Here is a 22,279-nt window from a genome sequence, read left to right as displayed (position 1 = left end):
GATCGGGAACGGTGGCTTTCACGGGCACGAGCCTGCCCGTGAAATCGAGCTTGAAACGGGTCTTACCCGTATCTGTATAGAAAGGAGGTCGCGACCTGGATGCACAGCCGTGCATTGCAAGGTTCATCAAAATCCCGTAGTTCATTGTTCTTGGACCCTCCAAATTCAATGACAGGCGCTGACCACGGAGCGACAGCCCGCTGATTATCTGTCGAACAGAAACAGGGCATGCTCCGGTATGCGGATTTCTACATTTGCTCCAGGTCTATGGCTCTCCTGAGCGTCGACCATGACATGCCGTTCTCCCACACGGATCATGTGCCGCCAAAGGCCGCCGGGATAACTGGTTTGTTCGACCGTGCCATTCAAGACCAGTTCGGGTGTTGGAGAGTTCCAAGCGGTCCCGGACTCGGTGAGACGCGCTGCTTCGCTGCGGAAACGTGCCGATGCCAGGCCGTCGGAAAGATTGCGGCGACCCGCGGAAATAGTGCTGGCCTTGTTGTTGGCTCCGGCTGCGATCTCTATGCGATCAGCCTTGATCTGGATCGGTACTTCGACCAGATTTTCCGCGCCCATGAATGCTGCGACGAAATCCGACGCCGGATGATTGTAAACTTCCTCTGGTGCGCCAGCCTGAGCGACTTCACCGTTATTGAGGATGACAATACGATCGGCCATAACCATGGCTTCCTCCCGATCGTGCGTCACATGAACTGCAGTGATGCCGAGGCGTCGCTGCAAAGCGCTGATTTCATGGCGAACCGATAGTCTGATGCGTGCATCGAGATTGGAAAGCGGCTCATCGAGAAGCAGGATATCGGGCTGAATGGCGAGTGCGCGCCCGAGGGCGACACGCTGGCGCTGTCCGCCGGAAAGGGCGGCAGGTTTGCGTTCCAGCAGCACATCCAGCCCCAACAGGCGCGCAATGTCTTCGACCTTCTGCTTGATAGTTTGCTTCGCCACGCCACGGATGCGCAGCCCGTAACCCATATTCTGCGCGACAGTCATATGCGGCCAGAGCGCATAAGACTGGAAGACAAGCGCCATGCCGCGCTTGTCTGGAGGCAGTCTGGTCACATCCCTTCCGTCGACCCGGATTGCGCCGCCGGATGGCATGTTGAAACCCGCAATGGCCCGCAACAGAGTTGTCTTGCCGCAGCCAGAGGAACCGAGAAGCGCGACGAACTCGCCCTTTCTGACGGACAGGTTTACGCCTTTGAGAACTTCATTATTGCCATAGCGAACGCGCGCATCCGCCACCTCCAAAAACGCTGGCATAAGCGTCTCCTCCCCAGGATCGCCGGCTGGTTTTATTTTTTCTGCACAGCCGTGCAAAATGGATTGAAGCATCTTTAAGCAACCTCGACAAGCCGCAAAACTGAAATTGCGCGGGAAAAACTGTCTCGAGTTCCATTATGGAACGCTGTTAGGACGCTATTTAGCGAGATTTCATAACAGCTGTATGACGCAAAGCCGAAGACGTGGACAGCTTTGCAAAGCTGTCCACGTCTCACGCCAGCAGGTCTGACGGAGAGTTTAGGGCCGGTTTGTTACCAGCGTTCAGTCATACTTCTTTTGCGCGCTCCTCAAATTGGCAGTTTGCCGGGCAGAATAGGCAAACGCTGCGAGGAACATCACGGTCATCAGCAGAACGATTGTAGGGGCGGGCGCGCTGTCGATGAAGAAAGACAGGTAGACGCCGAAGAAGGCTGCAATGACCGCAATCGCCGCGGCGAGCAGCATCATGGTGCTGAACTTTCGTATAAGCAGAAACGCAATTGCACCGGGCGCAATCAGCATGGCAATGGCCAGAATGATACCCACCGCTTTCAGAACGCCGACAATCGTCAACGAGATCAGGCAAAGCAGGCCATAATGCAGCAGGCGGACCGGCAGGCCGACTGCGCGTGCTTGTGCCGGATCGAATGCGTGTAGCAGGAAGTCCCGCCATTTGACGACAAGGATGCCAGCGGTGAGTGCGGCAATAACGGTCGTTTCGACCAGATCAGACAATGTTATGCCGAGCATGTCGCCAAACAAAATGTGGTCGAGATGTACCGTCGAGCGGATTGCAACATAAAGAACCAGACCGAGGCCGAACATGCCGGAGAATACAATCCCCATCACCGTATCCTGCTTGATACGGCTGTTTTCGGTGAGATACCCCGTTGCAAGAGCACAGGACATGCCCGCTACAAACGCTCCGAAGCCGAAAGGTATTCCGATGATGTAGGCCACGACCACACCCGGAAGAACGGAATGGCTGATCGCGTCGCCCATCAATGACCAGCCCTTGAGAACCAGGAAGCACGACAGCAATGATGTCGGGACTGCGATGAGCACTGAAATGGCCAGTGCGTAGCGCATGAATTCGAACTGAAACGGGGAGAATAGGATTTCCAGAGCGGTCATTGCTGGAACTCCCTAAGAGCTATTGCGGCCTTGCGCCGTGCTGCCAGCAGTCCGTGCTTCGGAGCAAGAAGGAACACGCTGAGAAAAACCAATGTCTGGAGCACAACGATGATGCCTCCCGTCGCGCCATCAAGAAAATAGCTCACATAGGCCCCGACCAAGCTTGTGACGGAGCCAATCGCGACAGCGATCCAGAGCAATCGCGAGAAGCGGTCTGTCAGGAGATACGCGGTTGCACCGGGCGTGACTACCATACAGATGACGAGGAAGGCACCGACCGTTTGCATGGCAGCGACAGTGGATGCCGACAGCAATGTGAAAAACATGATCTTCAGCAGAGCGGGCCTCAGTCCTATCGAACGCGCATGGTTCTCATCAAAGAACACCACCATCAGGTCTTTCCACTTCAAAAGAAGCAGCGACAGGGAAACGAAGCCGATAATCGCCAGCTGCAATGTATCCCCCGGGGTGATGGCGAGGATATTGCCGAGGACGATAGTTTGAACGCTGACTGCCATTGGCTTGAGCGAAATCATGAAAAGACCGAGGCCGAAGAACGAGGAGAAGATCAGGCCGATGATGGCGTCTTCCTTCAGCTTTGTCCTTTGGTTGAGGAAAAGCATCGCCGACGCCGCAAGGCCACCCGAGAAAAACGCGCCAATGGAGAAGGGCAGGCCGAGCATGTAAGCGCCGGCAACCCCAGGCACAATGGAATGGGAAAGGGCGTCGCCAATCAGCGACCAGCCCTTCAGCATGAGATAGGCCGAAAGAAAGGCACACACGCCACCCACCAGGGCGGAAACCCACATTGCATTGAGCATGTAATTATAGCTGAAGGGAGCAAGCAGTATTGTCATTGTCTTTGGTTCCCTTTGCTGACAAGGGAGGCGTCATTCTCACAAATGACGAACGGGCGCTCATCGTCTGTGATCACGGTGATCGCAGCGCGGCTCGAGCGATCACTCATGTCAAGGGCGAGATGGCGGAGTACGCCCCCGAATGTTCTTTCCAGATTTGCCTGTGTAAAGACATCAGCCGTCAGTCCATAGTCAAGAACCGTACGTTTCAGCAGTACCGTTCTGTCGCAGAATTCGGGAACACTGCCGAGATTGTGTGTCGATACCAGCATGACGCGCCCCTCGTCACGAAGACCGCGAAGAAGAACGGTGATCGCTTGTTCGGTCTTGACGTCCACGCCGGTGAAGGGTTCGTCAAGAAGAATTACCCGCCCATCCTGGGCCAGCGCTCGCGCGAGAAATACCCGTTTCTTTTGTCCGCCGGAAAGCTCACCGATCTGCCGATGGCGAAACTCGAGCATGTTCACCCGGGCAAGGGCATTTTCTACTGCTTCCCTGTCGGCCCGGCGGGGAATGCACAGCATGCCCATGTGGCCGTAGCGCCCCATCATGACGACATCTTCAACGAGAACCGGGAAATTCCAGTCGACATCTTCGCTCTGCGGTACATAGGCCACCAGATTGCGCTTCAATGCAGCTTCGACCGGCATACCAAGTATGGATATTTCGCCTTTGGCGAATTTAACAAACCCCATGATCGCCTTGAACAGGGTCGATTTTCCAGAGCCGTTAACGCCTACGAGCGCCGTAATTGTTCCGGTCGGAATAGCAAAACTGGCACTATGCAGAGCCGTGTGGCCATTCGGATAAGTGACGGTCGCGTCTTTTACACTAATTCCGCCTTCCGGCACCGATTGAGGAGTTCTCTGAATCTCTACAGGAAAACTCATTGCGTAAGTCCGTCAGCGATCGTGCGTGAGGTAACTTTCAGAAGGTCAATATATGTCGGCACGGGACCATCCGGTTCAGAAAGTGAATCGACATAGAGAACTCCGGCATATTTTGCACCGGTTTCGCGGGCTACTTGCTTCGCAGGGGCGGGGGACACAGTGCTCTCCGAAAATACGGCAGAGATGCCGTTTTTACGCACCCCATCAATCACTTTGCGAACCTGCTGGGGCGTGCCCTGTTGGTCTGCATTGATTGGCCAGAGATAGAGTTCCTTCAGGTTGAAATCCCGCGCGAGATAGGAAAAAGCGCCCTCGCTCGAAACCAGCCAGCGCTTTTCCACTGGGATTGCCTCCATCTCTGCCCGGATCGGATCGATAGCGGCCTTGATCTTTGCCTTGTAGGCTTCGGCGTTTGATGTGTAGGTAGCAGCATTGGCCGGATCGCTTTTGACAAAGGCGTCCCGAATATTATCGACATAGATCAGCGCGGCATTCGGGGACATCCATGCATGGGGATTCGGCTTGCCGCTGTAAGGTCCTTCGGAGATATCGATTGGCTCCACGCCGTTGGATACAACTGCTTGTGGAACATCCTTGAGACGCGAAAAGAATTTTTCGAACCATAGTTCCAGCCCCAATCCGTTCCAGAAGACCAGTTTTGCATCCTGTGCTTTTACCAGATCATCGGGCGTTGGCTGGTAATTGTGAATCTCGGCGCCTGGCTTGGTAATCGATTCCACGACAGCTGCATCGCCCGCAACATTCTGCGCAATGTCGGCAATAACGGTAAATGTCGTCACGGCCTTGAATTTCTCCGCCAAGGTACCGCTTGTGCTTGTGCAGAGAAGAGTTGCGCTCAAGAGGCCAAGTGAAGTTATTCGTAAAACACGGTGCCGCATATTCAACTCCTTGTTGCTAGTAATTTGCAATTGCATAAAAGATTGACGATCGAACGACAAGTGCTATTGCGAATTATTTGCATTAAGGATTGCATTTAACGTTTAAGATTCCGATTGCAAAACTCTTTTACTACACGTATAGATTGCACACATCATAATTGGTTGTGTTGTTAAGATGTTCCTTTGTTGCCGGGAGAGGCGAGGGCGCACAGTCGTCTGATGACCCGGATTTATTCTCAATTCTTAGATCGGATGAACGGGGCGAGGATGAGCTAAGTGATTGACTTATTGTTGATTATTTAAGGGGAGCAGAGCTGAAGAATGCTTGTATATGAACCACATATGAGTGGAACCAAATGGGGATTAACCTGCGCCACCACTCAGGTCGGACCAGTCAACTATCACGGTAACGGGACGACTTTCCTCGTTTTGAGAGAACATGTTGTCAATTTAAGGTGGTATTGTTTTCAGCAGACGGGCGAAAATACCAATTGCGCGGCTGGTACTGTTTTTATCATCCCGGATTCTGTGAAGCTGTCAATCTGCTGGCCCGAACCCATAGAAATATTGACAGGGCAGTTTGATGGGCATCTTCTTCGAGATGTTTCTTTTGATAATATTTTAAACCATGAGATCAACAACTTGGGGAACGTTATAAAGTTCCTGTGCAAGGATTGCTTGCCGATATCGAATATGATCTGGGACGAGATTCGCTTGCGGGGCGGGCAGGACGAATCTTATCTGCGTGCGCTTGGCTTGGTTCTTATGCATACGATAGTTCGCAGTGCGCCAGATAGTCAGGCTACCACCGACAGCAAAACCGGACTTAACAAACCGGCGTGCCATCGAATAGAAACTTACCTAACCCAAAACTTTCGTAAGCCACTTTCTGTCCCGGATATGGCCGCAGTGCTGGGGATTTCAGCCAGCCATTTTTCAACATGCTTTCGAAATAGTTTTGGACAGACACCTCATCAATATCTGATGAACTTAAGGCTTGATGAGGCCGAGCGGCTGCTTAAAAAGACGCCCATGTCGATAAGAGAAATTGCGGATCACTTGAATTTTTCGAGCCAGAGCCATCTCACGACCGCTCTGCGAAAGCATCGACTGTTGACGCCGGGTGAACTGCGCAAATAGGCCTCAAATGATTTCCCGGTCGCTGTCTCCTTGGTGCTTGCTTCGGCTTGATATCGGGGCAGCTGACGCGTCTGCCGGCTTCCGCTTCAGCCATTTACGCCAGATGTGAATTTCACTTCGGCGGCGCCAGCGACGGACGCGATGAGAATCGTGGGAAAGAACGATAAATCCGAGGGGAAGCATCCAGAAACCTAGAATTGGAAGAAAGCCAAGTGAGCCGCCGACGACGAGTGAGCCGCCAAGCATACGACGCATCATGACTGATTGGGGCATCGGGATTCGCCGACCAAGAATCACAATGGCCTTTCTTCGGGGTGTTTCGGCATATTTATCACTCACAGGGGCATCTCATAGGCTGATATGTTACAATTCACAGGCAGAAACCTCCCAGAGAATATAGGGTTTCGAAGGCAGAATGCAAAAAGATGAAAAAAATGGATTTAGCCCTTTGCAAACGCGAAATCCTTTTGCTATATGCCACCTCGCTGACGCAACGAGCACCTGTTCCCCGGTAGCTCAGCGGTAGAGCAACCGGCTGTTAACCGGTTGGTCGCTGGTTCGAATCCGGCCCGGGGAGCCACTTCAATTTGCGAAGTTGGCTAGATTTCATTCAGAATGAAGAACTTGATAATGGTGGCCTCGAAGTCGATCTGACCTCCTGCCATTAAACGTTCCAATCCTCGGTAATTGGGTTCCGCAAAGAGAAGCGCCTTTCCGATAGTTGCGACGGAAGATCGTTACGCTTGCTGAACTCTCGCACCCTCGTGCAGTCGTCCAACCAGTGGCTTGGACTGGCTTTCTCCATCTCGTTTTTGACGGTGAAGGAGCCGCGGTCTCGCTTAGCATTGTGAACCAAATCATTTTTCGTGCGTTGGTTAGCTATCCGTTAACCATTGATTGGAGAATGATAATGCCTTGGTATTTTCGTCTCGAATCCGGCTTCGCAGCTGCTTTCATCCTCGCAGTTTGTGCACACATCGTCGTTCAACTGATCCGATAGGAGTGCGAACCAGGCTGCTGGATCATGGGAAAAGCATGCGGCCCATGGCCTCATTCCGCTAATAGAGCGATCATAGAATTAGCGGAATGGGGATGAGATTGACCGAGAACATAGTTTGGTTGACTCCGTCGATGCTTGGTCGTCGGGTGGTCTCTTTTTATAATTGTGCTGCGCAGACTCCCTACAAGGAGAGGGACTGTTTGCACTTATTTTCCGTCGCCGCTATAAGCTGGAAACCGCTTTATTCGGGAGCCTCTTATGCGTCTGCTGTTCAGTTTTATTGTATTGGGTTTAACTTTAATTTCCGCATCCCCGGCTCTTGCTGGCGCTAAAGAAGATGCTCTGGCGCTTCATAAGGCTGTCGTATCGGGGATGATGACCTATATCGAGTTGGGCGAGAATTCTGAGGGGCGTTCCAGGGAACTGGGAATCGCGATGGAGGAAAAGGTGACGACTCCTGTCGCACGTGCCCAGTCTGACTGGCGACAGGTCGTAAACGCGAATGAAAGCTCCGCGGATTACCAGACCTTCCAAAGCTGTGACGTTGCTGCTAGTTCGCTTCTAAAGGTTTCACACACGATATCCGAGTATGTCAAAAGCGACAGCGCCGAAGAACCAGATTACGATCCCTTGTTGACGAAATTCTCAGAAGATCTGACTGAATGTGAAAAGAAACTCGGCGTTCCGCTGACCTTCTAGCGGCGTATCGGGAGCTTCAACCAATACAGGGAAAGGAACATTTTCACTCCGAATTCCGTTGAAACCATTATTGGTCCAACTGTTGGAGTGAAAAATGAAACGCATACTTCTTGTAGTGCTGCTTTTAGTCTCTCCGAATATGTCTTTTGCCCAGGAGTCTGGGATGCCGACACAATCGGGCACGCAGGAGCCCGAAGTGCCGGGCAATCCGCCACCCGCCCCAGGGCAGCCGCCCTCCGATCCTGACGGTGTTCACGTTCCGAAAACGTCCGAATCACAAAAACAGGACCGGGTTCAGAAGCCCAAAAAGGATGCATGCACTCGAGGGCGGGATGCAAAGAACTGTGTCGAACAGCAGCGTAACCGTAAATAACGCTCATGTTGCCTATGGCAGTGAGCAGCACCTACTTACATATGATCATTTCGAAAAAGGCTTCGGGTCGGAAGATAACTTGTCGGTCAACAGACTTAACGTATTGATGACCTGTTGCGGACAAAAACGTGTCGCAGCTGTAAAATCATCCCTGTAACGATTGGTTTATTGTTGTGAGATTTTATTTCCGACTGGGCTGGCAACTAGCCACTCTATAACGTCCTTTCTGTTCATTTGTTCAGCGTGCTCGATGAGGGCTGCATAGATGGCAGCGATGCTTGCTCTGGCCATCACGTTATTCATTTGCAGAATATCGACGGTTTCCCAGCCACATTCTTCAATTGCTGTGGCGACTTTATCGATGAGAAGAGGGTGGGCCACGTTTGAGTTCCGTTATGATAGAAAGAGCATATTTTATCATATGAAACTGGCGAAGAATTTGATTTCAATCAATTGGATAGTTGAAAAGGTGCGCGACAGGCAGGGCAGCGGGATAGGAATAAGCCGCCGGCTCTTGCGGCTTTTCATTCCGCATCGTGCGGATAGCCGGTAGAAACCGTCGCTCGGGGAGTGTGTCCCTACATTTAGCGGTTTCGAACAGATGGTGCACTTCGCTCTGCTAGCGTCATTACCGATAAAATACCGAGGTTGCCTCTTCATCAAAGAAGAGCGCAAAATGCCCAAACCCATCCAGATCATGGAAGTCACAGGGTAGGACATAGTAGGGCTACCTCGTTGGAACAACGTAGAGCGCTCACTGTTGGCGTCTAGTTGCCTCTTTGGATTCGGGTTCCAGCATTGATTGGCGTTTGAAATAAGCGTTAAAGCGGCGCTCGCTACGCATGTGCAACCAATAAGCTCCTATTGGCAGCATAATGATGCCCACACATGTTACACGAAAGATCCAGAACGCTCCCGTGGGGCCAAACAGCCTGGCGAACAAGATCCCGAGGGGCGTGTGGCCTTCAGTTGGATCGACAAAGATAAGGCTGACCAAGCCGATCGGTATAAAGAAGGCCGCGACTAAGCGAATTTTCCAAATGTCACTCATTCACCATCCTACCAGTAGCGAGCTTGCATTCTCATTTGAAACCAGTCTCGGGCGATTTCCGCCGTGCGGTCAGTACGTTCTCTCGCGCCACTAAGCACGTCTGTGATGTTATCGGGTCGTCTTGCTATGTTCTTATTTTGTTCATAGGGCGAACAGAGTCAAGCATGTTGCGTTCCATGTCGCATGGATTCGCCCGGCTTTTTTGTAACCCTTTGTAATTTATGGGAATCAGTTTGCAGTAAGATGAGACAAGGCTAATCATGTCAATGTCGACATGAAATGCTATAAACGTTTGATTTTATTGGTGAGAGAATATTGGAGGCCTCGCCCGGAATCGAACCGGGGTGCAAGGATTTGCAGTCCTCTGCGTAACCACTCCGCCACGAGGCCTTCCGTAAAGCTGTGCCAAATCACTCAGCAAAGCCTTGGCCGTTCCAATATTGATCCAGACCGATCTCGTCAAGCTGTAAGAGGTAAATGTAGAAAATTTCTCCAAAGGTTTCCACGTCCAGGAAAATCAAGGCTGTTCGTCTCGGTCTGGTGGCATTTGGGGGCGGGCGAGATTGCCCTTCGAGAAGGTATAGCCAGTTTCGACAACACTTGACCCGAATTTGTTTCTCAGCCGATCCATGGCATTCTCGGCGACCGCGCGTTTGGTGGCCTGAGTGTCAACGAGATCGGGCGGGTCGGCCCGGTCGCTTGAAGAAAGTTCGCTAACCCCAATTCCCAAGAGACGATATCTCGTTCCATCTAGTTCTTTTTCAAGAAGCTGTAATCCATAGCGGAAGATTCTGTCCGCAAGTTGGGTAGGATCGGAAAGCTGACGATTGCGGGTGCGCAATTTGAAATCGTGAGTTTTCAGCTTCAAGACGACGGTGCGTCCGGCTATGTCGCCTGCTTTCAGGCGCCGCGATACTTTCTCGGCAAGCGCACGAAGCACCGGAATGAGATCATCCGCGCCGGACAGGTCGTTATTGAATGTTGTCTCCGCTGAAACGCTTTTCATGTCATGGTCCGGCTCGACCTTGCGGCTATCCTGTCCTCGGGCAAGGCGGTAAAGGCGCTGGCCCATGCTGCCATAGGCTTTCATGAGCATTCCTTCCTCCATAGTCTGGAGCTGGCCGATAGTCCTGATTCCATCACTTTCCAGTTTGGCAGCAAAGGCTTTGCCGACCCCCCAGATCGTGCTGACGGATCGCTCCCGCAAGAAAGCCAAAGCCTCCGCTTCGCCTATTACGGAAAAGCCGCGTGGTTTTTCCAAATCCGATGCGACCTTGGCCAGAAACTTGCAATAAGAGAGCCCTATCGAGGCGGAGATGCCTATTTCATCCTCTACCCGCTTTGCGAACCGTGCGAGGACGATTGCAGGTGGTGCTTTGTGCAGGCGCTCCGTGCCGCTCAGATCCAGAAAAGCCTCGTCGATGGAGAGCGGCTCGACGAGAGGCGTCAGCTCACGCATCATCTGCCGTACTTCACGGCCCACGCGAGCATATTTTTCCATGTCAGGCTTGAGAACGACTGCCTCTGGACACGCTTCCAGCGCCTTAAACATGGGCATGGCAGACCTTACACCATGAATACGGGCGAGATAGCAGGCGGTCGACACGACACCGCGTTTCCCCCCGCCGATGATGAGTGGTTTGTCCCTCAGCTCCGGATTGTCTCGTTTTTCAACCGAGGCATAAAACGCGTCGCAGTCAATATGGGCAAGGGAGAGCTTGTAAAGTTCAATGTGTCGGAGAAGACGGGGGCTGCCGCATGCATGGCAACGCCTGCCCGAGTCCGATTTTTGCGGCGCAAGGCAATCGCGGCAAACGCCTTTTTCCGGACTGTTGGGAGCAGTGGTGGCAGCCATGAGGACGAACCGTCTGATGAACATAAAAGGAACATCCTTTTATAACATCGAAAAGCTGAAGTGCCATCGGCTTATGTGGCCTGCCGGGTCTTACACTTGACATTGCCGGGAATATCACCAAGTTTAGCAATATGAACAACCGTTTTGCATCCATACTCCATCGGGTTCATCCGATCACGGGATAGCTACCCTCGAGTTCTGCCTAGCGCAGGGGAACTCCGGGGGACGGTACGCCGCTTGTCCAAAAGCGGATTTCAAACAAGCGCTTTCACCAAAATCAATCTGAACAGCTTCGTGCCGAAACCGCACGAAGATTTATTACCTTTCAACAGCAGTGAGCACTCGCCATGAGCGGAAAGAATCGCAAGAAGCCCAATATCGTTGTCAGCGAAATCGACTATGAGCGCCTGATGGGGCTGGCCACAAACGTTTCGGAACGTCTCGAGGAGATTGCCGAGGAACTGATGGCCGAGCTCGACCGGGCAAAAGTCGTGCCTGCCAAGCGCTTGCCGCAGGATGTGATTCACATGGGTTCTACGGTCGAGTTTCGCTCCAATGACGGGCAGGAGCGCCGGGTGACGCTGGTCTATCCGGGCGAGGCGGACATTGCGCAGGGCAAGATTTCCATACTGACGCCAATCGGCACCGCGTTGATTGGTCTTGCACCTGGCCAGTCTATCTCGTGGACGGCGCGCGATGGCAAGCAGCACGAATTGAACGTATTGTCGGTTTCGAATGAAGTCGAGATTGCTACAGCAACTCCTGCTGCTGAATAACCAATAACAAAGCCCGGCTCCGCCGGGCTTTGTCGTCTGGTTTTGGAGCGTGCTGCTAGAGATGCTGGTTCAGCCCGCCAGGCAGGTGCGTGAGGGCTTTCTCTATTGTTGCCGGATCTCGGCCGACTTCTTCGCAGTAGCGCAACAGCGTCGGTTCGTGGGACAGGAAAAATTGCAAGACACCCGCGAGAAAGCCGGGTTCAAGCGCAGCCTGCCGGATGGATGCCGCCTCTATGCCGGTCAGGGCGAGAAAGCGAGGCAGCAAGTCCTTTTCTTGCGCCAGCCACGCTAAAGCTTCAATGGCAATCGCTTCCGCTTCCGTTTGGCTCATCGGCGTTCTCATGTGGCCTCTCCATTTGTTCAATGGCTTTGCCGAATGTGTAACGGTCACTCTGTCGAGGAACAACGGAATTATTTGCCTTTCATCAATGAAATGGGGTTAAACTATTCACAGTCTGAAAAAGCGGCGGCTTCTAAAACATGTCCCTCTGAAATGGGAACCGGTTTCGGGAAAAAGACATGCGGAAGAACAAAAAATTGAGCGTTTCCAGTGATTCCGGAAAATAGTACATGCTCTCGTGGTGATTTCAGTGCACTGACAGATAAGAAGATCGAACAAATGCCGGATTGCTGCAGGGAATAAGACCAAGGAATATTGGATGCCGAAAAGCGTGATGATTGTCGAAGACAACGAGCTCAATATGAAGTTGTTTCGCGATCTTATCGAAGCCAGCGGGTATGAGACCATACGGACGAGAAACGGGCTTGAGGCGCTGGACCTCGCGCGCGAGCATCGACCTGATCTGATTCTCATGGACATACAGCTGCCCGAGGTGTCCGGGCTGGAAGTCACCAAATGGCTGAAGGACGACGGCGAGTTACGGCATATTCCGGTTATCGCTGTGACGGCATTCGCCATGAAGGGTGATGAGGAGCGTATTCGGCAGGGTGGCTGTGAAGCCTATATATCCAAACCGATATCGGTGCCGCGTTTTATAGAAACAATCAAATCCTATCTGGGCGACGCTTAGCGAGAAATAGGGCGAGGGGCATCATGACTGCACGAATTCTCGTCGTTGACGATGTGGATTCCAATGTAAAGCTCCTCGAAGCAAGGCTTCTCTCCGAATATTACGAGGTCGTCACGGCTTATAGCGGCCCTGAAGCCATAGAGATTTGTCTGGGAGGGCAGATCGATGTCGTTCTCCTCGACATATTGATGCCGGATATGGACGGCTTTGAGGTATGCCGTCGTTTGAAGGATGACCCTCGCACTTCCAATATTCCCGTCGTCATAGTGACGTCACTCAATGGGGCGGAGGACAAGATCCGGGGCCTTGAAGCTGGCGCCGACGATTTTCTGTCCAAGCCCGTCAGCGATCTTCAGCTTCTGTCGCGCGTAAAAAGCCTGGCGCGGCTGAAGCTGGTCTCTGACGAGCTTTTCCAGCGGACGGGCACAGTTGCGGACGCGGAGGTGGAAACGCTGCTGGCAAGCAAGATGGGCGGAAACTATGCCGATAAGGAGGAGGTGGCCCGTATTCTCATCGTGGATGAGGATGAACTCGCAGCAGCGCGCCTTCGTGTCATTCTGGGAGAAACTTATCGTGTGGACGTGGCGAGCGATGCCAACACAGCCTTGATCCGGGCGATAGATACCGATTACGACAGCATCGTCGTTTCAGCCAATTTCACATATTATGATCCGCTTCGCCTGTGCTCGCAATTGCGAACCATCGAACGCACGCGGCTCGTGCCGATCATTCTCGTTGTACGGGAAGACGAGGGGGCGCTCGTCGTTCGTGCGTTGGAGCTCGGTGTGAACGATTACCTTATGCGTCCGCTTGAAAAGCTGGAGTTGTTCGCACGCTTGCGGACCCAGATCAAACGGAAGTGCTATAACGATCTTTTGCGGCAGAGCCTCAATCGCACGATCACCATGGCAGTGACGGACAGTCTGACAGGGCTGCACAATCGCCGCTATCTCGATACACATATGCCTGTGCTGCTGACCCGCGCCATGGGGCGGGAGCGGCCACTATCTGTCATCATGCTCGATTTTGATTACTTCAAACGCATCAACGATCAATTCGGGCACGATGCCGGTGATGATGTTCTCCGCGAGTTTGCGGCGCGTCTGCGCAAGAACATTCGTGGTATGGATCTGCTGTGCCGCTATGGCGGCGAGGAGTTCGTCGTCGTGCTTCCCGACAGCGATGTGGAGGCCGCAAGGATTGTCGCTGAGCGAATCCGGGCCGCCGTATTGGAGACGCCCTTTTCTGTCTCTAACGGCAAGCACAAGGTCAATCTGACCATTAGCATGGGCATTGCGGGATTGAGGTTGATAGGAGACAGTGCCGATGCCCTCTTCTCGCGAACTGATGCTGCGCTCTATCAGGCCAAAAAAGGAGGCCGAAATCGCATCGTCTCCTCAGCCGCCTGAAAGTTGAACAACGGGCAGGAAACGAAAAAGCCGTCTCGAAGGAGACGGCTTTTTATTTCAATCGTCTTGTCGATGACGACCGGAAACGAATTACTTGATCTTCGTTTCCTTGAACTCGACGTGCTTGCGCGCAATCGGGTCGTACTTGGTCTTTGTCATCTTTTCCGTCATCGTGCGGCTGTTCTTCTTCGTTACGTAGAAGAAGCCGGTGTCAGCGGTCGACAAAAGCTTGATCTTGATCGTCGTAGCCTTGGCCATATCGAATTACCTGCTCTGTATCTTTGCCGGAGCATGACCTTGCCGAAAACCGGTTCCCAATTCTCGGGATCATGCTCAATGGATGGAAACCTCCAGCGATTCCGGTAATCTCATCCGGCAGCGGAAATTTGGCGCGACACTACGTATTGACAGCGAAAAGTCAAGCCTGCTTCTTCCGCAAAAGCAGTCTTCCTGCTGCAAAGAGTGCATATGCGGCAAAAAACACGCCAAGAGTCATCGGGAATCCTTTGGGACCCAGCATGTCCATGCCGACGCCGACGGCCTGCGGTCCGGCAAGCATGCCGATGGCATAGCAGAACACAAACGCGGCATTTGCGGACGCCAGCTCGCGCCCTGTCAGCTCCGAACCGAGATGCGCGAGGCCGATCGTGTAGAGGCCGGCGACGACGCCGCCCCACAGGAATAGGATGGCCGCCATCAAATACCAGTGCTGCATGAGATAGGGCAGCGCGATCATGCCGATAAGGCCTGTCGTGGCGCAGAAAAGCAGGAGCTTGCGACGATCAGAAATACGGTCGCTGACAATGCCGAGCGGAATCTGCATCAGAACATTGCCAAGTCCGATCATCGTAAGCAGCAGGGCTGCATCGGCTTCCGGATAGCCAATACGCGCGCCGAAGACCGGAAAGAGGGCAAAGCCACCGGTTTCCACGGCACCGAAAACGAAAACGGCCATGGTCGCTGTTGGAACGGCGAAGATGAAAGGCAGGAAGGGAACATGTTCGCCTTCCTCGAAATCGGGGCTGTCACGCCACGCGATTGCGACCGGTATGAGGGCGATCATGATGATGGCAAAGCCAACATAAAAGGGCACGCCTCCCGTGCTTCCAATCTTTGAGAACAGCCATGGCCCAAGCGCAAAGCCCAGAGAAAGGGATGTCGAATAGATTCCAAGCACAAGCCCGCGTTTTTCCGGCGGTGCCGAGGCGTTTATCCAGTATTCGGACAGAACGAAAAGTACCGTCAGTGCGAAATGCAGAACGATGCGTAGCGCGAACCAAGCCCAAAGCGGTTGAAAAAAGTGAAAGCCGAGAAAAGCGCCGCTTCCGATGATAAGCATAAGGAAGATCGCCTTGACCACGCCAAGTCGCGCAGCGATTGGGGCGGCAAGCGGGGCGGCAACGATCGAAGCCAGGCCCGCAACAGCGGTATTGGCGCCGATCAGGCTTGCAGAATGGCCGCGACTCTCAAGAAGAACGCTGAGCAACGGGATGCCCAGGCCGATAGCTGCGCCAACCGCGCTGATTGTAGCTATGGCCGCTGCGAGCGAACGCCAGTGCATCTGGCCCTCTGCTGGCCCGCCGCCCGGTTCTTGCGGGACAAGATCGGCGGATTGAATTTCTTGATTCATGGAGTTCAGATCACTTCGCGGACAAAGCGGCCATGCCGCTTGCAATATTGTACCACCGGCAAGGTGGCAGGCAGTTCAAAGTCGGCTTCTGTCAGAAGCGCGTGCGCTTCTTTCAGAATTGCCTGGGTGATATGAGGGACGTCCAGCTTATCGATTTGGTCGATCGAAACCCAGTCCAGATCCTCCAGTTCCCCGCTTGGAACGAGCGGTTGTCCGTCAAGTTCCGGTATATGATCGCGAAATGCCATAAAAAAGCGAGTATCGAAACGACGGACATTATCCGGAGGCGTTACCGCACGGGCAAAATAACGCAGGCTGCTCAGCGCCGGAATTGTACCGTCGTCGAGGAACGCGGCCCAGTCGCGATGCGCAGGGAACGTAATCGGTGTCGATGCAGCTTGCCCTATACGAAGGCCGGTTTCTTCAAAGGTCTCGCGGATGGCGCATAGGCCGAGCGCCCGGGCACGGCGCAGCGACGCACGGGCCCCCATGCCTGCCATCAGCTTGGCAATATCATTGTCATGCAGTTCTGTAGTTGCAGTTATAGCGCCATCCATTGGGTCTGCCCGACCGCCGGGAAAGACGAACTTGCCGGGCATGAAAACAAGGCTGGCATGACGCCGGCCCATAAGAATGCGCGGCTTGCTGCCGGACCTGTCGACAAGCAGCAATGATGCGGCATCGCGTGGACGCAAAGCTTTTGGTGCTTTGGTTGGTGAGGATGGATGCTGATTCATGGCGGTTATGGTGACGCTTAAGTCACGTCGCCAAATTCGCCTTCACCTTTCCCTCCGAAACCATGCATGTAGAGCGCCCATTGCAGCCCGATGGTCGCTCCCTTGATCGGCTGCAAAAGCAGCAGCGACATGATCACGGTCAGAGGACCCCAGATCGCCATATGAGCCCAAAGCGGCAGATTGGTGGTTGCTTCAACGCCCATGAAGGCGCCGACGACCACGTGTCCGACGATCAAAATGGTCAGGTAGGCGGGAAGATCGTCAGCGCGTTGTTCCGTATAGTCTTCACCACACACGGAACATTGCGCCACCGGCTTCACAAAGGCCCGGAACAGCTTTCCTTCACCGCAATGCGGACAACGTCCGCGAAAGCCCCGCCACATCGCTTCGCCCAAAGGACGCTTTGGGTGGGCGGTTCTGGGGCTGTCGCCACCGAAAACCTGTACATTTTGCGCGGAATTGGCCTCTAGCGTGCTCATCAGCGACCTCTTCTCTTCTGACGCGGAATACCCGCGGGTTTACCCCTCCGTCCACGCATCGTCCGGCTTGCCTTGTGATGCGAGCGGGTCGACATTGGCAGAGGATGCGGTTCCGAAACCATCTCAAAACGAAGCGCGCCCGCGACGGGGAGCGCTTCTACCAGCCGAACCGTTACTGTATCACCGAGCCGGAAGCCTTTACCGCTCCGCTCGCCGACAATCGCATGGTTCGCTTCGTCATATAAATAGTATTCATGACCCAAAGTTGAAATGGGCACCAGCCCATCCGCGCCATATGTCGCAAGGTTCACGAAAAGGCCAGCCCGTGTAACGCCTGTAACGCGCCCCTCATATTCATCACCGAGATGCGCGGCGAGGAAATGAGCGATAAGACGATCTACCGTTTCCCGTTCGGCCAGCATGGCGCGTCGCTCGGTTGAGGAGATCAGCGCAGAGATTTCCTCCAGATGAGCTTCCTCGTCGGTCGTAAGACCATCGCTGCCGAGGCTCAGGGCCTTGATCAGCGCGCGATGAACGATAAGGTCGGCATAGCGGCGGATGGGCGACGTGAAATGTGCATAGCGGCGCAAATGCAGGCCGAAATGTCCGATATTATCTGGGCTGTACTCTGCCTGGCTTTGTGTACGTAGCACGACCTGATTGACCAGTTCCTGATGATCGGAGCCTTCGACGGCTTCAAGAATCCGATTGAACTGCGCTGGCTGTAATTCTGCTCCCTTGGCGAGGCTCAGATCAAGTGTGCGCAGAAATTCACGCAGGGTTTCCTGCTTGGCCAGCGCCGGGGCGTCGTGAATGCGGAAAATAAGCGGCTGACGGCGCGCTTCCAATGTTTCAGCGGCGGCGACGTTCGCCTGGATCATGAACTCTTCGATGAGCTTGTGCGCATCAAGCCGTTCGGGGACGATCACCTTGTCGACCTTGCCGTCCGGCGTCAGCAGGATTTTCTTTTCCGGCAGATCGAGTTCCAGCGGTTCGCGCGCGTCGCGCCCGCGCTTCAACACGGCATAGGCGTTCCACAGCGGTTTCAGGATGCTGTCGAGAATGGGCGCAGTCTTGTCATCCGGCGCACCGTCAATTGCAGCCTGCGCCTGCGAATAGGCCAGCTTCGCCGCCGATTTCATCATGATACGATGGAACTTGTGCGATTTCTTGCGTCCATCCGCTGCAAAAACCATACGGACGGCAAGGGCGGGGCGATCTTCCAGTTCACGCAGCGAGCAGAGATTGTTGGAGATCCTCTCGGGCAGCATCGGCACCACCCGATCCGGAAAATAGACCGAGTTGCCGCGTTTTTGGGCTTCACGGTCAAGCGCAGAATCGGGACGGACATAGGCGGCGACATCGGCGATAGCTACGATGACAATCTGACCGCCCGGATTCTCGGGATCCTTGTCCGGCTCTCCATAGACCGCATCGTCATGATCCTTGGCATCAGCCGGATCGATGGTGAGAAGTGGAATATCACGCCAGTCTTCGCGGCCTTCCATCGTCGCTGCTTTGGCGGCGTCTGCTTCACTCAACGCTTCAGCCCGGAAAACATGCGGTATTTCATGCTCGTGAATGGCAATCATCGACAGGGCTTTTTCGCTGTCAATCGAACCGACCACTTGGCGAACCTTGCCGCGCGGCAATCCCTGACGACGTGAGGAAATCAGGTCTACTTCGACGAGGTCCCCGGCTTCGGCATTTTCCAGATGTCCCGGATCGAGTTGCACTTCCGGCTGCTTGCGGTTTACCGGGTCAAGCCGCCATTCACCGTTGCCGAGCTTGCGCACAATACCGAGCACCGCATTCGTGCGATGCTCAAGGCGCTTCATTACGCGGGCGGTGTAGTCCGGGCCGTCGCGATCCTCATTGCGGAATATTTTCGCCAGAACGCGATCTCCCACGCCGACAGCCGGACCGCCTTCGGAAGCTTTGTTAAGTCGGGTGCGGCGGATCAGGACGACGGGTGGCTTGCCATGACCGGCTTCATCCCATTCCGACGGGCGTGCGAGCAAACCGCCATCTTCGTCGCGCCCGGTAACGTCAAGCACGGTGACGGCAGGCAGTGCACCGGGGCGGGACAATTTGCGGGCACGTTTTTCAACAAGACCCTCGTCAGAAAGTTCACGCAGAAGGTCTTTCAGATAGACCCGCGCATCGCCCTTGATGTTGAAAGCTTTCGCCAGCTCGCGCTTGCCCGCCCGGTCGGGGTTGTCCTCAATATATTTGAGAACCTCTTCGCGGGTTGGCAGAAACGCATCGGGATCGTTTTTCCCCTCGGCGGATTTTGCTTTGGCTGCACGCCGTTCGGTCCGTGCGGACCGACCGGTATCGGATTTGGAAAAACGGCGTGCCAATTGTTACTCCTCTGCCGCCTCGGCCTTGGATCTGGCTTTCGGCTTGGCTGTCGACTTGGCTTTTGCAGGTGCCTTCTTGGCCGCAGGCTTCTTTGCAGCAGCTTTCTTTTCCGTGCTGGCCGAAGCTTTCCGGGCAGGGGCCTTTTTGCTTTTGGAAGAACCAGCCTTCTCGGTAATCAGTGCCAGTGCTTCATCCAGTGTGACATTGGCCGGGTCCTTACCCTTCGGCAAGGTGGCGTTGACCTTGCCCCAGTTGACATAGGGTCCATACCGACCGTCGCGAACGGTGATTGAACCGCCCTCGGGATGATCGCCAAGCGTCGCCAGTGCTGCCGGTGTGGAACGCCCACGACCACCCTTCGATTGTTTGTCGGCCAGAACGGATACGGCGCGGTTAAGGCCGACGGAGAACACTTCTTCGGCATTCTCCAGATTGGCGAAAGTGCCGTCATGGCTGACATAAGGACCATAGCGTCCGATACCGGCGGAAATCATCTTGCCGGTTTCCGGGTGCTGCCCGATATCACGCGGCAGGGACAGAAGTGCAACGGCCTTTTCGTGGTCGAGCGCATCGACTGTCCAGCCTTTGGGAAGGCTGGCGCGCTTGGCTTCCTTGCCTTCGCCGCGCTGAACGTAGGGGCCGAAACGTCCCGTCCGTGCAGTGATTTCCTCACCGGTGAACGGATCCTTGCCGAGCGATTTCGGTTCATCCGCAGCCGCAGCTTCGCCATTGGCGTCACCGCCGAGCTGACGCGTATATTTACATTCCGGATAGTTGGAACAGCCGACGAAAGCACCGTATTTGCCAAGCTTCAACGACAGGGTGCCAGTACCGCATGTCGGGCATGAGCGCGGATCACTGCCATCCTCGCGTGCCGGGAACACCAGCGGCGCCAGCTCTTCATTCAGGGCATCGAGAACATTGGTGACGCGCAGTTCCTTGATGTCATCGACGGACCCGGAGAAGTCGCGCCAGAAATCGCGCAGGACATCTTTCCACGAAAGCTTGCCGTCCGAAATGAGATCGAGCTTTTCCTCAAGGTCAGCCGTGAAATCATATTCCACATAGCGCTCGAAGAAGCTTTCAAGGAAGGCCGTAACCAGACGACCCTTCGGTTCTGGAATGAGCTTGCGCTTGTCGATCGTGATATATTCTCGGTCGCGCAGTGTGGCCAGCGTGGCGGCATAAGTCGAAGGACGTCCGATGCCGAGTTCTTCCATCTTCTTGATGAGCGAAGCTTCCGAATAGCGCGGCGGTGGTTCGGTCGAATGCTGGGTCGCATCGATCTTCTCACGTGCCAAGGCCTCGCCTGAACGAATTTCCGGAAGCTTTGCGCTATCCTCGTCGTCGTCCTCTTCCTCTCGATGATCCATATAGGCGGCGAGGAAGCCATCGAACTTGGTGACCGATCCATTGGCCCGCAGCATGGCCGAACGGGAGCCATTGACCGCCTCGATGTCGACGGTGGTGCGCTCGATATCGGCAGCCTGCATCTGGCTCGCAATGGCGCGCTTCCAGATCAATTCATAAAGCCGTGCCTGATCGTCATCGAGATAGCGGCGCACATCCTTCGGATGCCGCGAGAAATCAGTTGGCCGGATAGCTTCGTGCGCTTCCTGTGCGTTCTTGGCCTTGCTGGAATAATAGCGCGGCTTTTCCGGCACATATTTTGCGCCAAAGCTTTTGCCGATGGCATCGCGGGCCGCGTTGATTGCTTCCGGAGCCATCTGCACGCCATCGGTACGCATATAGGTGATCAGACCGGCAGTCTCACCGCCTATATCAACGCCTTCATAAAGCCGCTGCGCCACCTGCATGGTCCGCGATGCGGAGAACCCAAGCTGGCCGGAAGCGGCCTGCTGCAAGGTGGATGTGGTGAAAGGCGGTCCCGGATTTCGCTTGGTAGGCTTTGCTTCGACCGAAAGCGCCTTGAAGCTTGCGCCTTCCAGCATTGTGCGAATGGCAGTTGCCTGTTCGCCATTCTTGATATCGAGCTTGCCGAGCTTCTTGCCGTCAACAGCGGTCAGTCGGGCAGTAAAACTGTCATTGCGCGGTGTCTTCAACAGCGCGGCAATGTTCCAATATTCCTCACGGATGAAGCGCTCGATCTCCGATTCGCGATCCGCGACGAGGCGGAGCGCCACCGACTGAACGCGCCCAGCGGAACGCGCGCCCGGCAGTTTGCGCCACAGAACGGGCGAAAGCGTGAAACCGACGAGATAATCCAATGCACGGCGAGCCAGATAGGCATCGACCAGAGGTTCATCGATATCACGCGGATTGGCAATGGCATCGAGAACAGCTTTCTTGGTGATGGCATTGAATGCCACCCGCTTGACCGTTTTGCCCTTGAGCGCCTTTTTCTGGTTAAGCACTTCGAGCACGTGCCATGAAATAGCTTCGCCTTCGCGATCCGGGTCGGTCGCGAGAATGATGCCGTCGCTGTCCTTGAGCGCTTTAACGATATCTGCCAAGCGCTTGGAAGAGTTGCTATCCACCTCCCACGACATTGCAAAATCTTCGTCGGGGCGAACCGAGCCGTCTTTAGCTGGCAAGTCTCGCACATGACCAAACGAGGCTAGAACCTTATAGTTCGAACCAAGATATTTATTGATGGTTTTTGCCTTGGCAGGCGATTCGACGACGACGACGTTCATTTAAAGCAGCCCAGATTCGC

Annotated in this window: 21 protein-coding genes and 2 tRNA genes; 6 read left to right on the top strand and 17 right to left on the bottom strand. The window is 54.4% G+C overall.

The features are described 5' to 3' along the window. Window positions 1-204 precede the first annotated feature (204 nt). From J9800_RS02255 to J9800_RS02235, 5 genes are all read right to left on the bottom strand, one after another. Window positions 205-1,278, bottom strand: coding sequence for an ABC transporter ATP-binding protein (locus tag J9800_RS02255; RefSeq protein ID WP_114214881.1), 1,074 nt, complete (start codon window positions 1,276-1,278; stop codon window positions 205-207). Between the two features lie 282 nt (window positions 1,279-1,560). Continuing rightward, window positions 1,561-2,412 carry a metal ABC transporter permease gene (locus J9800_RS02250; RefSeq protein WP_114214882.1) on the bottom strand — a complete coding sequence of 284 codons (852 nt, stop codon included), beginning with the start codon at window positions 2,410-2,412 and terminating at the stop codon, window positions 1,561-1,563. Then, window positions 2,409-3,269, bottom strand: coding sequence for a metal ABC transporter permease (locus J9800_RS02245; protein ID WP_114214883.1), 861 nt, complete (start codon window positions 3,267-3,269; stop codon window positions 2,409-2,411). Before J9800_RS02245 ends, J9800_RS02250 begins: the two co-directional genes overlap by 4 nt. Continuing rightward, window positions 3,266-4,159 carry a manganese/iron ABC transporter ATP-binding protein gene (locus J9800_RS02240; RefSeq protein WP_114214884.1) on the bottom strand — a complete coding sequence of 298 codons (894 nt, stop codon included), beginning with the start codon at window positions 4,157-4,159 and terminating at the stop codon, window positions 3,266-3,268. Before J9800_RS02240 ends, J9800_RS02245 begins: the two co-directional genes overlap by 4 nt. Further along, window positions 4,156-5,058 carry a metal ABC transporter substrate-binding protein gene (locus J9800_RS02235; RefSeq protein ID WP_114214885.1) on the bottom strand — a complete coding sequence of 301 codons (903 nt, stop codon included), beginning with the start codon at window positions 5,056-5,058 and terminating at the stop codon, window positions 4,156-4,158. The genes J9800_RS02240 and J9800_RS02235 overlap by 4 nt, the downstream gene beginning before the upstream one ends. Window positions 5,059-5,400: 342 nt before the next feature. On the opposite strand from J9800_RS02235, the gene J9800_RS02230 reads away from it, so the two are divergent. After that, the gene (locus J9800_RS02230; protein ID WP_286167431.1) at window positions 5,401-6,198 is read left to right on the top strand and encodes an AraC family transcriptional regulator; all 798 of its coding nucleotides are present in this window, start codon (window positions 5,401-5,403) and stop codon (window positions 6,196-6,198) included. Window positions 6,199-6,201: 3 nt separating this feature from the next. Here the strand turns inward: J9800_RS02230 and J9800_RS02225 are convergent, their stop codons facing one another. Next, window positions 6,202-6,471 carry a hypothetical protein gene (locus J9800_RS02225; RefSeq protein WP_286191547.1) on the bottom strand — a complete coding sequence of 90 codons (270 nt, stop codon included), beginning with the start codon at window positions 6,469-6,471 and terminating at the stop codon, window positions 6,202-6,204. A gap of 232 nt (window positions 6,472-6,703) precedes the next feature. Here J9800_RS02225 and J9800_RS02220 point away from each other — a divergent pair. Together J9800_RS02220 and J9800_RS02215 are read left to right on the top strand one after the other, a co-directional pair. Then, window positions 6,704-6,778: transfer RNA gene (locus J9800_RS02220), tRNA-Asn, on the top strand. A 678-nt stretch (window positions 6,779-7,456) separates the two neighbouring features. Next, window positions 7,457-7,897: a hypothetical protein gene (locus J9800_RS02215; protein ID WP_114214887.1), complete on the top strand. Its 441-nt coding sequence runs from the start codon at window positions 7,457-7,459 to the stop codon at window positions 7,895-7,897. Window positions 7,898-8,435: 538 nt separating this feature from the next. On the opposite strand, the gene J9800_RS02210 is transcribed toward J9800_RS02215, so the two are convergent. The 4 genes from J9800_RS02210 to J9800_RS02195 all read right to left on the bottom strand — a co-directional run bounded on the left by J9800_RS02210 (window position 8,436) and on the right by J9800_RS02195 (window position 11,176). After that, entirely contained in the window at window positions 8,436-8,651 is a 216-nt protein-coding gene (locus J9800_RS02210; protein ID WP_114214889.1) for a hypothetical protein, read from the bottom strand. A gap of 373 nt (window positions 8,652-9,024) precedes the next feature. Continuing rightward, on the bottom strand, window positions 9,025-9,321 hold the full coding sequence (locus J9800_RS02205) for a hypothetical protein (RefSeq protein WP_114214890.1): 297 nt from the start codon (window positions 9,319-9,321) through the stop codon (window positions 9,025-9,027). 316 nt (window positions 9,322-9,637) lie between these two features. Then, window positions 9,638-9,711 (bottom strand) — tRNA-Cys (locus J9800_RS02200). A 127-nt stretch (window positions 9,712-9,838) separates the two neighbouring features. Then, window positions 9,839-11,176, bottom strand: a complete 1,338-nt coding sequence (locus J9800_RS02195; protein WP_112587787.1) for a DNA polymerase IV — start codon at window positions 11,174-11,176, stop codon at window positions 9,839-9,841. 347 nt (window positions 11,177-11,523) lie between these two features. On the opposite strand from J9800_RS02195, the gene rnk reads away from it, so the two are divergent. Then, window positions 11,524-11,952, top strand: a complete 429-nt coding sequence (gene rnk, locus J9800_RS02190; RefSeq protein WP_112587589.1) for a nucleoside diphosphate kinase regulator — start codon at window positions 11,524-11,526, stop codon at window positions 11,950-11,952. A 55-nt stretch (window positions 11,953-12,007) separates the two neighbouring features. Here the strand turns inward: rnk and J9800_RS02185 are convergent, their stop codons facing one another. After that, window positions 12,008-12,295, bottom strand: coding sequence for a DUF3572 domain-containing protein (locus tag J9800_RS02185; RefSeq protein WP_112587591.1), 288 nt, complete (start codon window positions 12,293-12,295; stop codon window positions 12,008-12,010). A 316-nt stretch (window positions 12,296-12,611) separates the two neighbouring features. Between J9800_RS02185 and J9800_RS02180 the strand changes: the two genes are divergently transcribed. Together J9800_RS02180 and J9800_RS02175 are read left to right on the top strand one after the other, a co-directional pair. After that, entirely contained in the window at window positions 12,612-12,983 is a 372-nt protein-coding gene (locus J9800_RS02180; RefSeq protein ID WP_112587593.1) for a response regulator, read from the top strand. A 23-nt stretch (window positions 12,984-13,006) separates the two neighbouring features. Beyond that, window positions 13,007-14,392: a PleD family two-component system response regulator gene (locus J9800_RS02175; RefSeq protein WP_114214891.1), complete on the top strand. Its 1,386-nt coding sequence runs from the start codon at window positions 13,007-13,009 to the stop codon at window positions 14,390-14,392. Between the two features lie 90 nt (window positions 14,393-14,482). Here J9800_RS02175 and rpmG read toward each other — a convergent pair whose 3' ends face one another. From rpmG to topA, 6 genes are all read right to left on the bottom strand, one after another. Further along, window positions 14,483-14,650, bottom strand: a complete 168-nt coding sequence (rpmG, locus tag J9800_RS02170) for a 50S ribosomal protein L33 (protein ID WP_002966024.1) — start codon at window positions 14,648-14,650, stop codon at window positions 14,483-14,485. A 160-nt stretch (window positions 14,651-14,810) separates the two neighbouring features. Beyond that, a complete protein-coding gene (locus J9800_RS02165; RefSeq protein ID WP_112587789.1) occupies window positions 14,811-15,953 on the bottom strand; it encodes an MFS transporter in 1,143 nt (380 codons plus the stop codon). Between the two features lie 74 nt (window positions 15,954-16,027). Next, window positions 16,028-16,759, bottom strand: a complete 732-nt coding sequence (locus J9800_RS02160; RefSeq protein ID WP_162792620.1) for an NUDIX hydrolase — start codon at window positions 16,757-16,759, stop codon at window positions 16,028-16,030. Between the two features lie 17 nt (window positions 16,760-16,776). Next, window positions 16,777-17,238, bottom strand: a complete 462-nt coding sequence (locus tag J9800_RS02155; protein ID WP_114214893.1) for a DUF983 domain-containing protein — start codon at window positions 17,236-17,238, stop codon at window positions 16,777-16,779. Next, window positions 17,238-19,601 carry a ribonuclease R gene (rnr, locus tag J9800_RS02150; RefSeq protein WP_114214894.1) on the bottom strand — a complete coding sequence of 788 codons (2,364 nt, stop codon included), beginning with the start codon at window positions 19,599-19,601 and terminating at the stop codon, window positions 17,238-17,240. Before rnr ends, J9800_RS02155 begins: the two co-directional genes overlap by 1 nt. Window positions 19,602-19,604: 3 nt before the next feature. Next, window positions 19,605-22,259: a type I DNA topoisomerase gene (topA, locus tag J9800_RS02145; RefSeq protein WP_114214895.1), complete on the bottom strand. Its 2,655-nt coding sequence runs from the start codon at window positions 22,257-22,259 to the stop codon at window positions 19,605-19,607. Window positions 22,260-22,279 lie beyond the last annotated feature (20 nt).

Origin of the sequence: Ochrobactrum sp. AP1BH01-1, assembly GCF_018066705.1 — a bacterium.
Classification (GTDB): Bacteria; Pseudomonadota; Alphaproteobacteria; order Rhizobiales; family Rhizobiaceae; genus Brucella.
Note: the sequence above shows the minus strand (reverse complement) of the source record. Positions and strands in the feature narration are given on the sequence as shown.